This window comes from Natrinema sp. 1APR25-10V2 (assembly GCF_031626495.1).
Taxonomy (GTDB): domain Archaea; phylum Halobacteriota; class Halobacteria; order Halobacteriales; family Natrialbaceae; genus Natrinema.
The window spans coordinates 299,235-313,519 of record NZ_JAMQOJ010000006.1; the positions used below are offsets into that span (position 1 = coordinate 299,235).

Below are 14,285 nucleotides of genomic sequence, written 5' to 3' on the forward strand. Positions count from 1 at the left end.
CTGTCTGCGTCGCGCCGAAAACCGACCCATCTCGGGGACGGTGGCGACTGCGTAGCTACCTCACCTTGGCTGTCCGACCCCGTCGCCGGCCTACACTTAAATGGCCGGACGATTGAGAGACAGGTATTCTCCACACACACACGAACCACGAGAAGCATCTATGCAGACAGTTACGTCAGCAGATGGGACCGGTATCGCTTACGAACAACACGGTGAGGGGCCACCATTACTCCTCCTCCACGGCGGCTCCTCTCCGCAGTACTGGAAGCCGATCGTGCCCCAGTTCGCTGAAAACTACACGGTCATCATTCCCCATCGCCGCGGAGTGGGGGAAAGCGGCGACTCTGACGAGTATAGTCTCGACCGGGGAGTCGAGGATGTGCGTGCGGTCATCGATGCTGTCGACGGGAATCCGATTCTCTTCGGCCATTCGTTCGGGGGGCTCCTGGCGCTCGAAACTGCTCGAACCACACAAATCGAGAAGCTCATCGCCTATGAACCAGCGGTCCTCGTCGGTGAGTATAGAGAACAGGCGAACCTCGCGACACAGATGCAGGAACGAATCGACGACGGGGAACGACGCGAGGCGATGAGGTACTATATCCGTGAGGTCATGCACGGTGGCGAAATCGACGATCTCGACGGGTGGCTCGCTGAGTGGCCGCCTTGGCCCGATATCGTCGCGCTGACGGAAAACATCGCTCGAATCAACCGTGCCATCGAAGGGTACCGCCTTCCTGACACACTAGAAGTCGATGCACCAGCGCTCATGCTGACCGGCACGGAGGGACCATCCCATCTCCGAGATGGCGTTCGTGCGGTCCACGAAGCGTTGTCCGACAGCCGCCTCATCGAGTTCGATGGTGTCGGTCACGCTGGCCCAATAGAGGCACCTGATCGCGTCTTGGCCGAGGTACGTGCCTTCAGTAACGGAAAGGACATTTCAGTTCCGGAAGGTAGTACTTAGAACTGTGCCAGATCTGTATCATTTCGTGTTAGAACGGTCTCTGTAGAGTGCCAGGAGTCGCGCTTTCTCTTTTAGAGATGACCTGCACTGCGCTTAGTCAATTGCCACGAGGAATATTGTCTCTCTTTTCAATACGTAGTTCCTGCTACTTTGGATCGACTAGTCATCGCTCTGTTACCTATCTCTCCTCCCGGCGTACCCCCAACAGATTCCCCTCGGACGTCCGTCGCGAGTATCGTCTCGCCGGATACAGGTAGACCGAAAATCAGACTATGTTCACTCAGTTCGTCGGAGGTTCTACTATCATTGTACGTCGAGTGATCTGCTCATTTCTGTTCTCGAGATCTCGGGAACCACCGGTCGGCTCGAGGGTGTCCCAATGGCGTGAGCCGTTCTCCAAAAAAAGCGAAAACCCGAGAAGATTGAGCGGCACGAGACGGCCCCGCGACTGCCGCTCCCAGAATCGGTCCGTGCGACGTTCCGACTCGACGAAGAAGCGGCATGAACCTCGCTGGCAACTCCGCAGTGTCACGGATCTCTTCGTCGCCGCTGCGGTGAGTGAGTCTTCGTAGTTGACTGCGGAGGTCAAGTCGAGTAAAGTAGTCCTCGAGTACTCTGGCACACTCCACCGTGAGCAAGATTCAGGCGGATCCGGCCCGCTCTTCGAGGAACTGTTGCGTTAGCGCGCCGACCTCTGATCGGAACGTGTTTATGTCGACCCTCGTGTCGCCGTGATAGAGCCGTTTGTGTTCCTCGCGAACGATATCCTCGAGGACGCGCTCGTACAGCGGGTCGAACGTAACGGGACGGTCCTGATCGTCGAGTTTACTTGCAAGTTTTTCGAGCCGACGCTCCGTCGCATATCTCTCGGCCAATTCCTGTGCGGATGCGTCGACTGGAATCGTCTCGTCGACCTCGCGAAACGAGGGATGGAGCAGCTTTGCCCGCTGACCGCGTTTGTTCCGGACGACGACGCCCGCGGCAGGGCCGTCGTACCAGGCGGAGTGGGGGATCGAATAGGAGTCCGGATCGAAATCCCGAGCGCGACGTTCCCGTTCGAAGACGTTCACGGGTTGGAGTCCGATCCGGTCGAATATTCGTTCGACGGTATCGACGGGGTAGAAACTGTCTTTCCGGGCTGACCACACGTCGAATCCGAGAAACGATGGTGTCCGGTCCCAGTCGTAGTCGATCGCGTGGTGATGCATCGCCTCGCCGAAGAACACGAGCGTCTCAACGTCGTCGATGGCGGCCCGGAGCGCCTCTCGGTCGAGGTTCGATCTCACGTGACGGACAGCGTGTTGGTACGGTTCGGGGACGTTCTCCAGGTCGTCGTAGACGTGATTTCGATCGCCGAATCGAATCAACCCCGACTCCCGGAGCTGGAAGCGAAAGTTCGCTCCGTCGACCTTCTCGAGGAGCCACAGATGTCCCTGCTCGAAGAGTTCGTCGGGAGCGTCTGCGACGCGAGGGATCGATGGAAACGTCTTCATTTACTGGTTCTCATGCTTCCGGATACTTAGTCTCGAGTTCGTATACTGTGTCGATTATCGGTCCGGAAGTTGCCATGCTTGTTGAACGTCTACGAGTTCGTTTGAGTTCGGGAGTGCTTTCGCTGGCCGTTCAACGATATCCATGATTTCCTCTGCTCTGAATACCCGATTCTGCTCATTACCTGTTATCTCAGCGACTACACCATCAGCTTCGAGTCTTTCGACGGCATTATTCGCAGTCTGATAGACGACATCAATCTGTTCACTCGCTTCTCGGACAGTGAAGTACGGCTCCTGGAATAATGCAAGCGAAAGTTGGCGAACGAATTTCGGTGCATCGGTATATCGTCTCGCGTACTCCTTTCGCCTATCGATGAGAAGCTTTGCACGAACAAACGCTTCTTCTGCTTGTTCGCGGATGCCACGTAAGAAGAATCGAAGCCATTCGTCCCATTTGCCCTCCTCGCTCACAGCCAGCAATCGGTCTGCATACTCGGTCCGATTACGCTCAATATATGAACTCAGGTAGAGCAACGGATAATGGAGTGAACCGCTTGTGATGAGCATAAGCACGACGAGTAGACGGCCGACTCTGCCATTGCCATCTTTGAAAGGATGTATCGTTTCGAACTGATAGTGTGCAATCGCGATGTCCACTAACTCCGGCCAGTTAGATTCTCGCTGAATGAACTGTTCAAGATCGCCCATCAACCTCGGTACGGAATCGGGCTTCGGGGGGACGAATCTGACTTGCTTCCCGAGCCCCTTTGGACTCGCTTCCTCAATAACAGCGTATCCCGGACGAAGCTCTCCGGGGAGCGGGTCTTTTTCATTTGACCGATCTTTCACGAGCAGTTGCTCGTGGAGAGACTTGATGAGCTCCGTCGTGATACTCTGACGCTCAATCCCCGCTGTCTGGAGATATGAAATAGCATCGTTGAGCGCCTTGATGTAGTTTCGAGCCTCTCTGACGTCTGCCTCATGATCGCTCTGGACAGTATCTTGAATTCGGAGGTCGTCAACGTCATATCGATAGATGTCTGAAACGGTTACTGCTGTACCCTCCACTTGAGATGACTGCTCTGCCTCTTTATAGACGAATGAACTGAATACTGCACCGGGGTTATCGATTTCACTCCCGAGTCCCTCCAGCCGGCCTAAAGCCCATGTTGCTCTTGATGCCTCTTTGATAACGTCGTCAGGGAGCTCTAATACTGGAGGTAGTTTGTCCGGGAAGTATGCCTTCGGGAGTGACTCTCCTGTCCGAAGAGGCATATATTGACCCGGCGCATCTGTAGGCAAATCGTATTCGTCTTTCATTGCACGTACTTAGGTACTACTCGATTGAAGATCTCTGGGACATTTTGGAATTGCAGGTCCTAATTAGCGAACTATTTCGACTTTGACCTGCCGATCTGAGAATAGAGTGGAGAGTCACGACTGCAGTACTACCTGCTCCCTATCAGACAAAATCTATACACGATCATCCTCAGCAGATTACCTCTATTCGTTTCACGGCACGACTTCGCAAGGGATCGTTTTCAGGTCGTCTTCTAACTCAGAGGCTTGGAGGATGGCAATCTCACGATCGGATTGCTTCTCGAGCGAGGCCGTTTCATCGTCGAGATCTTGGACTATGAGGAGGCCGTTCCAGTCAGGGCCGAAGTACTCTCTGTCATCACTATCGAAGACGAACTCGTCGTCGACATGAAGAAACGCGAGATACTCGAGTGTCTCCTTGATCCCTCGCCCATCTTGTTTGTCGAAATACAACGCCTTGATGCTTATGCTCGATACTGGCTTTGGACTTTGTCCATCTTGCACTGTACGCAAAGGTTATCAGCAAAGCAAGCGATATCGTCGTAGGGGCAATCGTACTCGTCGACGTCGACGGAGAGGCTTCGTTTCGCGTGTTCCCATTCAGTCTTCCAATCGTCGATATCCATGTCCGCAGACGTGAATACGACGTTATCGTCTCGATCGATGATTTTGGCTACAGTCACGGAGTACTGGTGCTCCTCTACAGTCTCGATCGCAGCACAAAACGATGAGCACTGAATTTCTCGTGTCCCGGAGCTGTCGTCTAGTAGTCGGACCGTGACCGAGCCGTCGTACTCCTCTGTCGGGTCCAATCCACCCGGCATACCATCGTCTTGGGATAACACTGTAAAAGGCTACCCCTTGACAGGGTTTTGAGATCGATAGCGATCGAATTCTATTTCCAGCCAACAGTGAACGCCTTCCTCTCGTTCGATGTCCTCCGTGCTAGTCGTTCCGAGCGCCCGCACCACCTCGCCGACGTCCGTATCTCCCTCACAGCGTACGTCCGTTTTCCGACCGACGCCGTCGTGCCCATCAACGTTATATCAATTTCCCAGAAAACACCTGTATGACCACGCCAGAGGGATCTCGAGACCCGATTTCGTCCACCGATACGTCAGTGACGTTCACTGAGGAAGACATTCGGCAACTCTGTGGGGACGCCGATAGAAGTGACCGACTACCCGACCTCGAGCGGAAGGGGCAACGCGTACTCGAGCTCGTCGAGCGGACGTTTTCGGGTCACGAGTGGTTCGACGATTTCGTCTGGGGTGAAGCCGACGGATCGCCTGGCCTCGAGGCGGGCACCTCCACGCAGGAGGGGACACGAGCGATGTGGCTCTCATTGGCTCACGAACAGTACCGGGAGATCGGTGGTCGGACGAAGGGACTCCAGCTCGAGTTCGGCCTCGACGGTGGCGACAAGCGGGGGTTTTTCGATCGTGACGTGCTCTGCGGCGTGTATCTCGGACCCTGGGTTACGGAGTCGGTTCTCGAGGCGTTCACGAGTCGTCTCCAGCGACACGCCGACGAGATCGCGGCTCATCTCGCGGACCACGAGAACCACGTCCTCCACGTTGGCGATCGAACTCTTCGTGCACCCACACTGGAGACGGTACGAGAAGTAGGAGAAGATTGTTCTGACGGCGTTCTTCTCACGGCAGATCTGACGTTCGCCGACGTTCGAAACGACCCGGAGATCGTAGACCGAGTTTGCGAGACGTTCGCGAGCGTGTGGCCGCTATACGGACTGTTGGCCGGCGTTGATATTCCAGCCACCGGAGACGGCACCGATTCCGTGCCGGCCGACGTCGACCGGACAGGGGAGGACACACCCCAGGAGACGACCGGCCGCTCGAGTCCGACGGACGATCCGTCGGTGGAGCCGACTCGGGAGTCGATTCTGGCGCACTCGGATTTGGACGAGAAGCAAATCGAGCAAACGCTCGATGCGCTCGGCGAGCGCGGGGCGACACGGGAGGAAGCCCTTCGTATTCTCAGCCAGTACGTCGGCGATATGGCTCGCGGGGACGGGCTGTATTCCGTCTCCGGTCTCGGTCCGATGACGGGATACACGCTCGAGCAGGCCGGAATCGCGACAGTCGACGAACTGGTCGAGACGCCGCTCGACGAGCTGCGCTCGATCGACGGGATTCGAAACCGGCGGGCACGGGTCATCCTCGAGGCGGCGTCACAGCGAACCGGGAAGCCGACATCTGGACCGGACGACGGTACCGGGAATCGCTCGAGCTCGGCTGCCGACGACGATCAGCGTGTAGTGACGGACGACGGTGTCGCCGTGGAGGCAAACGCCCTGTCGGAGTATTACGAATCAGTCCGTAGCATGCGGAAGGTGCTCGAGCTGTTCATCCTCTCTCCAGATAGCCCGCACGAACCGGACGATTTGACCGATCCGCTCGTGCAGTACTACGTCCTGTTGGACGCCTGTATCGCGTTCGGATCGGCCGACATCGCGTTCGCCGGCTACGGCCCGCAACATCAGTCCCGGCTCCCATTTAGCACCACTGCGTATCGTCGGGCGTTCGGCAACGGGAACTGGATTACGGAGTATCAGACGATCGACATCGAGCCGTTTCAACCCGAGACCCGTGAGTGGCTGCGCGAACGGGCACGGTTCGAGAAGCCCGAAGTGCTCGTTCGGCCCGTGCCCCCACAGGGAGAGCATCCGCTCCCGGAAGTCGTCACCTCTCGGGCCGAACTCGAACAGGCACTGATCGTGTTAGATCAGTTTCCGGCGTATCCATCTGTTCCCACGGATCCCGAGGGAGCCACGACTGACCGAACCGTTCCAGTTTCGGACCTCTACAGGCGGATCTTCGCCGATCTCGATGCCGAACATACGGTGGACCTCGATATGCTCTCCGACTCGGTCCCGGTGGAGGAACTCGAGGGCCCAGTCGTTGAGGCGACACCGACGACGCCGGAGGAAATCGATTCGTTCCTGGGGACCCACGAGAAACTGACGCACCTATTCGGGCGGATCGAGCCGCCGTCAGAGTCACCGGTACGGCGATCAGTACCAGCGTTCGCTCTCGACTGGTATCGACCACCGGGAATATTTTTCCAGCAGTTGCGGCAGTTGGCGAAGTCCGGATCGTCAGAACCGGTCGAGTTCTTCCTACCCCGACTACAGGACTTAGTCAATCGACGTCTCCTCCAGGATTACTGGGAGTACGATTATATCTGCGTCTTTCCGAGCCACGAGGCGTCCTCGCTCAGTGAACCCTTGGTCGAACTCGCACAGGAGGCTGTTCTCGATACGTCTATCATTTACACGCCGCTCTTAGAGCGGACCGAAACGGTCGAGCGACAGCGCGGGAAGTCTCGCGAGGAGCGACTCGAAGCGGTTCGGAACCCCACGCAGACGCTTCACTGCCGGTCGAAACTCGACGGGGAGACGGTGGTCCTACTCGACGATGTGAGTACGACTGGCAGTTCACTTCTCGCAGGCGCCCATGCGCTCCGTGAGGCCGGGGCGGGACGCGTTCTCGCTCTCACGCTTGGATTCACACCGGGGGAAGCGATCGAAACGAGAAAAGTAACGTCACCCGACGGATACGCCTCCGAGATCGTAGCGGGGACAGAGAAGTGAACCTCGACGACCTCGCCGGGCTCGTGGCCCTCACCGAGATCGGTGGCATCGGTGACAAGCGGGCGCTCGAACTGTACCGAACGTTCGAGGATATCGACGACCTCCTCGATAGCCCTCGAGATGCGTTTTCGGAGTACCACTACGTCGACGCGGAAGCGTACGACCGCTTGCAGTCGCTCGAACCGATCATCGAGGAGACGCGCCAGCGGTTCGACCGCTACCGAGCCGACGGGATCGACGTCATCGGAATCGAAGACGATCGGTATCCCGCTGCGCTCGCCGCCCAGCATTCGCCACTCGTCATCTACGCGAAGGGGAACACCGAGCTACTCCAGCAGCGGTCCATCAGCTTCTCCGGGTCCCGCGAAACGAACATCGCCGGTCAGAAGTGGGCCCGTGAAATCGCTCGAGACCTCGCCGCTGAGGGATACGCGATCGTTAGCGGAGGTGCGACGGGTGCTGATACGGCGGCTCACGAGGGCGCGCTCGAGGCCGGGGGAGCGACAGTCGTCGTACTCGGGACGGGGGTCGAAACGCCATACCCGGAAGAAAACGAACCGTTGTTCGAGCAAATCGTCGATACCGATGGCGTTCTCGTCTCACACCGCCGCCCGACTGCAGGGCCGACGCGATCCGGATTCCTCGATCGGAACAAAACGCTCTCCGCACTGAGTCCCGGTCTGGTTATTGTGGCTACTGACGGCTCGGGAGGGACGATGTCTCAGTACGACGACGCAACCGCACAGGAGCGGCAAGTGTTCGTTCCGACATCGACGCTCGATATCCAACCGTACAAAGGGGTTACCGAAATCGTGAACACCGGTTCGCCACTGGCGATCGAAACGGCACCGGAGATCGTCGAGTGGTACCAACGAGAGGGTTCCGCCCGCTCCTCGGACGCAGGTTTGGACAGCGAGACGGGACACAGCGGTGACGATACCGGGCAAGCAACGTTAGCTGATTGGGGATCAGATAGCGACGAGCGCTAAGCGGTTCTCTCTGGAGAACACTCCAGATCGGCTATTTCTCAGGTATACGGAATGGCTACCAGAGTTGTAGCCTCTTACTGTCCGCTGAATCGCTCGAGTTCGGTCATCGTGACGCTGCCGTCGGCCTCCCGGGTAAGAGCAGACAGGGACTCTGGCGTTTCGACGAACACAGCTTCACCCCCATCCGAATCGAGGTTCTCCCGAAGCACGTTTTGACAGTACACCTGCCCCTTACGCTGTGGTGTAGTGTGGCGGGTGTGGCCGACGACTTGAGGCGGCGCATCCGGAGGCAAATGATCGAAGTCGAGCCAGACGAGTCCCGCACCCGGGCTCTTCGGATGCCCCTTTCCGACTCCGAGAACACGCTGATGATCGTCGATGACCCGCCGCTGCATCGCTACATCCTCCTCGGTTCCGGCAGCCTCGAGCAGTTTCGTCGCGGCATCGACGAGCGACTCGTTGACGTCCTCGACTCGGTAGCCTGTCGGCGACCCCGCGTGGACGTAGGTGACGTTGTGCCCGCGATAGGCCGCTACGATGTGGCCCGCCACGATCTGCTCGAGAAACAGCCGACGATCGTCAGTATCCACTGCGCCAGCGAACCACTGCGGGAATCCGAAGTGGTCTGGCGAGAGTATGATTGCCTCGTGGTTGCCGAGGGTGATGCGAACCCGTCCGGGCGGGGCTTCGTCGACGAGCCTGGCGACCAACTCGAGAACCTCCTCGTTCGCCGGCCCTCTATCGATGAGATCGCCGTTGAACACGAGCACGTAATTCTCGTCCGCCCAGTGGAGCGTTCCGTCCCTTCCGCGGACGACTATTGGATCGAAATTTGGGTGATCTGCCACCGTTAGTAGTGCGCCTCGGACCGACTCGAGATAGCCGTGGATGTCACTGATACTGACAATAGTCGGCGGTTCGCCCTCGCTGGGGAGACCGTCGATGGAATCTCGAGTGGAGGGAGTGAGTTGAGTTTCGTCGGCGGTATCGAGTGGCATCTGTCCGTCCCTACGGATTGACGGAGTAACTTACTATCTTTCTGCGAGGAGAGAATCCCGCCGTAAACGGCGGGAGTGAATCCGACAATTCGACTGACTCCTCGAGAGAATCGTCGCCGTTGAAAATTCCGTTGGTGGTGTCCGTGGTTCGTAGGAAGACAGCTCTCTTAACCAACAAAATCACCGGAAATAGTGTTCTGTTGGTTAATATCCTATTGTATGGGTGTGCTATCAGTAATGTTTGAAATATAACTTATTAAAACTCTGCCATGTAGTCTCAAATAACGAAAGGTTCTTATAAATCGTTTGCGTAATATGAGACGACATGGTAGAAAAAAGCCACTTCCGACTCTTATCACATCTTATAGAGGAGGATGGGTCGGAAGTGGGTATCAGTACGCTCGCTGACCAACTCGATTGGAGCGCTGGCCATACCTCACGTATCGTCTCCGAATTAGAAGCCTACGGCTACGTCCAAACCAAGCAACCCGGTCGGCAAAAGTTGGTTTCTCCGACGGATATCGAACCAATCGAGCAACTCGAGGGTCTGCTTACGGAATATAGCCACATGGATTTGTCCGATCTCATCGCTGGCACTGGGTTACTCGTGCTCTATTATCTCGATCAAGGACGGACCGCAACCGAGTTAGCTGAACTGAGTGGTGTTAGTAAGGCGACAATATATCGTCGGTTAAATGACTTTCAGCGCGTCGGTGTCGTTGGGAAATCGAAGTCCCAGTATCGTCTCAATGATCCGTTTGTAGTGTTGGCCCCGATCGCTCGAGGACTGCTCCACCAGAAACATCGTCGCGAAGCAGAGCGACACGCAAGTGGACTCAAATTTCTCTGGGAAACACACGATGAATACCTCTTCGCCTGCGACAGTGACGTTACCGCTGACGGATTTTACCTGACCGGGCCTGCCCTGTTCGAAGCGTTCGATGTCCCGCTTCTCACGAGGGATAGGCGACACTACTTCCGGACGGATCGCCTCTCAGAGATTACTCCCGCAGAATTAGTCTGCCACACACTACTGATCGATGACGGTCCCCGGTACCGAACGTACTGTCTCTTATTGATGCAACAGCAGGACATCGAGCAACCGGAATTGCGGAAGCGTGCTGAACACTATCTCCCCGAAGCGACGAACGATCTACGGGCTATCGTAAATGAACTCATCGAATACTTAGAGACAGACGGAACTACAACAACTGAGCAACTGCCCAAATGGGAAGACTTCAAACAAACGGCCAGAGACTATGAGATCACTGTATGAGTTCTCGAGAACGATTCGGTCGTAATTATATCGAGGCCGAACTCCAAGAAATTGCAGATCATATCCAGACAGACGTTGATGCCTATCTCATCGGCGGTGGCGCAATGTCACTTCACGAGCCGTCTCTCAAGGACACGACCAAAGATATCGATCTCGTCGTCGTGGACGAGGCGGCCCTTAGCCGTCTACTGGGGGTACTCGACGACCTCGGCTATGAGGAAGTTACCGATCTCGGTGACGAATATGATCGGTTAGGAGCGCGTCACTGCGTTCGAAACGATGCCGGCTGTCAGTTCGACGTCTTCTATCGGCAGATTTCTGATAAGCTGTATTTCAGCGACGGAATGCAAGCGCGGAGTGAGGCGTTTCTTTCGGACGAGTCTTTCTCAGTCGGCCTCGTTTCGTTCGAAGATATCTTTCTTTTCAAGGCCGTCGCAGAGCGTCCGGACGATATCGGAGACATGGCGACACTCGTCCAGACAGATCTCGACTTCGATGTGATCGAAGAGGAAATCGAATGCCAAGTAGACCTCTTGGGCGGTGAACACTTTGTCACGGTGATCTCTGAGTCGCTGGAACGACTCGATCAGAACGAAGGTATCCAGACACCACTCGACGATGTTGTTCGAGAGTACTACCAACAGTACATGAAGGGATACGAACTCCGGTTGCAGTTAGACGAGGACACCGCAAAATCCGTTAGCGAACTCGCGTCGACGTTAGACGTATCAGAAGATGAAATCGAACGTCGATACGGGTATCTCGAGCAGTACGGATTCGTCGAACGGACCACTGAGGGGATACGAGATACCGGGAAGCACGACGAATTTCATCGGTCCTAATATACTGTGGTGGAAGTAACTAGTGGTGTCCTCGTTCTTCCTATTACCAAACTAGTGTGGTAGAAAAGGGAAGAGAACGAATCCCATATATGCTCTTGCTTGGACGTCTTTAGTGAGTGTCAGGCCTGTGGATTTGTTCTGCGAGCAAGGAGTAATACTAACCCTGACCCAGTGAATTGGGAGTCGTGCCCTGCCTGCAGCGGTACAGACTTCACTCTCATCGAAACATAGCTCAGGTGTACTTATTGCTAACTCGAGTCGTCCGCCCGACCTGTCTGTGCTCTCGGACACAGAACCGCAGCAAATCGCTGCTTCGCTTTGGGCTTGGGTTCGATTTCTCCCTTAATCCAACACTTGTGTAATGGCGTTTGAATTTCACCCATAATTATAGTCCGGTAGCCGATGTCCGGGATCCACGGAGCACACTAAATACTCGTGATCCAGCATTGAGAACAGTCTTTGTGGAAACGCAGCAGTCTATTTCGGCAATTCGAGGCGTTCGGCGTGCTGGCGGTAGTGTTGAGGCTTTTGAATTTGATTCGGTTCGAAGATCGGATCACCTTCGTCGATCTCGTACTCCGCCGCGACCCAACTTCTGTACGTTCCGATATCAGTTGGTGCTCCGGACTTGCAGTTCGACGACGGAAGGTGACCTGACGTGAGATAATCAAAACGATTGCCACAGGCGAGGCATGGCACCGTTCCTTTGTTCGGCGCTTTCTGTCGACATATAATAATATATTGACGTGTTTCCCGATAAACCTGTCTACTGTGCTTACTGCTGACTCGAGTTCATTTGTCCGATCCTCCCCAAATTCTCGGACGGTATTTTCAGCCTCTACTTGCTCGAAGTTGCTGTTTGATACAGATCAAGTAGGTAACGGAGTGACCGTCGGTTTCTCCGATAACTGTCAAAAGCCGCGTGCTGAATACAGAGGATGAGCCCTGTTTAGACGCTCCCGAAGGAACCGGTTAGTAGTTACGACGGGTAAACAGAACCAGTTCGTGAACGTCTCTCGACTCGGTTTGTTGTTTGGATAACAGCCGTAGAGGACGATCTGCACCGCGTGTAAACAAGGCCCAGAGGATGAGTTCAGCAAACCGACTTAGTTTGTTCCGAACGAACTGCGCTGAATCAGGCAATCAGTAGATCTGCAGACTAGACACTGATCGAAGAGGACCGCCAATATCTGCCTAACATTCTCTGTGCAGAAACGGAACTTATATCGATACTTGTCTAAATCCATCACACCCGCAGGTACAATTGCTCGTTCCGATGGGGCGGATTTTTCCCGATTGAAGTACCTTGGCGGCGTACACCGATTCACAGCGGTCACATTCAGCCATGAGTCGTTTGGACTCGGCCATATTCTTCACCCAAATAGTCCTCACAGCGTGCAGTCGCTTGAAGAATGGTCCCACATATTTTGGTTACTCTCCACAGACAATCGCAGAGATGAATTAACACATAGTATTCGAATGGAACGTAGCAGCTATGAGAACTGTCTCGCCTGTACCGAGCGATCACCACCTTCACAAATCGGGTCTGAGTTCGTGCAACATTCGCGCTCTGTATTCAGCACGGCTCTCCAAACACCTCTATTAGCTGATGGGAGGGACGGCGTTAGGTTCGTACAGGGACAGTTGCACGGAGAGTAGATTGTGTTGAATACGGTCCCCTCGGTCAGTCAGATGGTTCTTCCACAACACCATCACGGAACGACATTTCGGTGCTGGCCCGAACGAATGTATCCATAGAGTAATCCGATAATCGCACCAATAATGACGATTCCCGGGCCAGCAGAGAATTCAACGCCGTTTGGCGTTCGACTGAACTCGAAGATATAGAGCGGTGAGTCCGGAATTCCCAAAAGGACGGATCCAGCACCAACAGCTGCCAATACGAACGGCACCAGTACACCGACGGTCAGTGCGACGATCAGGACGCCACCAGCAAACCCAACGAGCAAATCCCAGACGACAGTTGCTGGAGCCGTGTCCCACCGGTCTAACCCCGGCGCTCCGTATATCTCGAGGCCAGTCGTGCTGTCAAGGACGGTTACCTCGGCCGGATAGCTGAGGAGTACCAACGCCATCCAAACGTCTCCGACAGCACCACCAGCATTGAGTGCCAGCGGGACGGCCAGCCAGGGCCACTCAAACAGAATCATAACTGGAACACCGGCCAGCGTCAACACCACCAGTGGAGCCAGCGCAATCACGAGGAACTGATTGCGGGTGAACCGTGTCTCGGTCGTCGCAAATGCGTACGGGAAGACAACGTACGCGACCCCGATGCCGTACCGAGGGTGGCCGCCGAAGGCTTTCATAACTAACCCGTGACAGAGTTCGTGGGGTACGATGACCAGCGCCATCACGGCGACGAGAGCCACAACCGAGAGGGCAAGGTTCCACCACCAGACTTCCTCGATACCCACACCCAGGCTCCCCACCAGAGCGGTTTCGTCCCCAGTCACGAGAACATACAGGACGAGAAATCCGCCGACAGAGATCAGGAACCCGATTATACTCACGACAGTCCACTGGAGTACGAGTGCACGTGACAGGCTGAACTGCGCCAGTAGTTCTTCATCTACGTGATTGCTCACGAGCGTCCCTCGGTAGAGACGAATTCTCAATGCATCTTCTTGAATCTACGAACGCCGACGGGCACAGAGCGCGTATGCAACACTACGGTAATTCTCTGTGTCTCGCACGGTCCTTTTGACAGGAAATAGATGTTTTTCCACACCTCTGCAAGATACAAAGCGCGAATGCAGCACGGAT

At 55.6% G+C, this 14,285-nt stretch carries 10 protein-coding genes and 1 pseudogene; 5 read left to right on the forward strand and 6 right to left on the reverse strand.

From position 1 onward, the window contains the following. Positions 1–160 precede the first annotated feature (160 nt). Positions 161–967: an alpha/beta hydrolase gene (locus NDO75_RS19855; RefSeq protein WP_310908345.1), complete on the forward strand. Its 807-nt coding sequence runs from the start codon at positions 161–163 to the stop codon at positions 965–967. Between the two features lie 641 nt (positions 968–1,608). Here NDO75_RS19855 and NDO75_RS19860 read toward each other — a convergent pair. From NDO75_RS19860 to NDO75_RS19875, 4 genes and pseudogenes are all read right to left on the reverse strand, one after another. Continuing rightward, a complete protein-coding gene (locus NDO75_RS19860) occupies positions 1,609–2,460 on the reverse strand; it encodes an RNA ligase family protein (protein WP_310908346.1) in 852 nt (283 codons plus the stop codon). 54 nt (positions 2,461–2,514) lie between these two features. Beyond that, positions 2,515–3,780, reverse strand: coding sequence for a Fic family protein (locus tag NDO75_RS19865; RefSeq protein WP_310908347.1), 1,266 nt, complete (start codon positions 3,778–3,780; stop codon positions 2,515–2,517). 192 nt (positions 3,781–3,972) lie between these two features. After that, positions 3,973–4,209: pseudogene (locus NDO75_RS19870) on the reverse strand (hypothetical protein); the annotation flags it as partial. Between the two features lie 35 nt (positions 4,210–4,244). Further along, positions 4,245–4,604, reverse strand: a complete 360-nt coding sequence (locus NDO75_RS19875; RefSeq protein WP_310908348.1) for a hypothetical protein — start codon at positions 4,602–4,604, stop codon at positions 4,245–4,247. Between the two features lie 245 nt (positions 4,605–4,849). Here NDO75_RS19875 and NDO75_RS19880 point away from each other — a divergent pair, with 245 nt between their 5' ends. After that, positions 4,850–7,393: a helix-hairpin-helix domain-containing protein gene (locus NDO75_RS19880; RefSeq protein ID WP_310908349.1), complete on the forward strand. Its 2,544-nt coding sequence runs from the start codon at positions 4,850–4,852 to the stop codon at positions 7,391–7,393. Further along, the gene (locus tag NDO75_RS19885) at positions 7,390–8,382 is read left to right on the forward strand and encodes a DNA-processing protein DprA (RefSeq protein ID WP_310908350.1); all 993 of its coding nucleotides are present in this window, start codon (positions 7,390–7,392) and stop codon (positions 8,380–8,382) included. Before NDO75_RS19880 ends, NDO75_RS19885 begins: the two co-directional genes overlap by 4 nt. Before the next feature lie 74 nt (positions 8,383–8,456). Here the strand turns inward: NDO75_RS19885 and NDO75_RS19890 are convergent, their stop codons facing one another. Further along, complete coding sequence (locus NDO75_RS19890; RefSeq protein WP_310908351.1) at positions 8,457–9,380, reverse strand: metallophosphoesterase; 924 nt, start codon at positions 9,378–9,380, stop codon at positions 8,457–8,459. Positions 9,381–9,705: 325 nt separating this feature from the next. On the opposite strand from NDO75_RS19890, the gene NDO75_RS19895 reads away from it, so the two are divergent. Continuing rightward, positions 9,706–10,656 carry a helix-turn-helix domain-containing protein gene (locus tag NDO75_RS19895; protein WP_310908352.1) on the forward strand — a complete coding sequence of 317 codons (951 nt, stop codon included), beginning with the start codon at positions 9,706–9,708 and terminating at the stop codon, positions 10,654–10,656. Further along, a complete protein-coding gene (locus NDO75_RS19900; RefSeq protein ID WP_310908353.1) occupies positions 10,653–11,498 on the forward strand; it encodes a DUF6036 family nucleotidyltransferase in 846 nt (281 codons plus the stop codon). Before NDO75_RS19895 ends, NDO75_RS19900 begins: the two co-directional genes overlap by 4 nt. Before the next feature lie 1,712 nt (positions 11,499–13,210). Here the strand turns inward: NDO75_RS19900 and NDO75_RS19905 are convergent. Beyond that, positions 13,211–14,107: a DUF3267 domain-containing protein gene (locus tag NDO75_RS19905; protein WP_310908354.1), complete on the reverse strand. Its 897-nt coding sequence runs from the start codon at positions 14,105–14,107 to the stop codon at positions 13,211–13,213. Positions 14,108–14,285 lie beyond the last annotated feature (178 nt).

Coding starts and splice junctions, on each gene's coding strand:
- NDO75_RS19855 (WP_310908345.1), top strand. CDS start 161: ATGCAGACAGTTACGTCAGCAGATGGGACCGGTATCGCTTACGAACAA.
- NDO75_RS19860 (WP_310908346.1), bottom strand. CDS start 2,460: ATGAAGACGTTTCCATCGATCCCTCGCGTCGCAGACGCTCCCGACGAA.
- NDO75_RS19865 (WP_310908347.1), bottom strand. CDS start 3,780: ATGAAAGACGAATACGATTTGCCTACAGATGCGCCGGGTCAATATATG.
- NDO75_RS19875 (WP_310908348.1), bottom strand. CDS start 4,604: ATGCCGGGTGGATTGGACCCGACAGAGGAGTACGACGGCTCGGTCACG.
- NDO75_RS19880 (WP_310908349.1), top strand. CDS start 4,850: ATGACCACGCCAGAGGGATCTCGAGACCCGATTTCGTCCACCGATACG.
- NDO75_RS19890 (WP_310908351.1), bottom strand. CDS start 9,380: ATGCCACTCGATACCGCCGACGAAACTCAACTCACTCCCTCCACTCGA.
- NDO75_RS19895 (WP_310908352.1), top strand. CDS start 9,706: ATGGTAGAAAAAAGCCACTTCCGACTCTTATCACATCTTATAGAGGAG.
- NDO75_RS19900 (WP_310908353.1), top strand. CDS start 10,653: ATGAGTTCTCGAGAACGATTCGGTCGTAATTATATCGAGGCCGAACTC.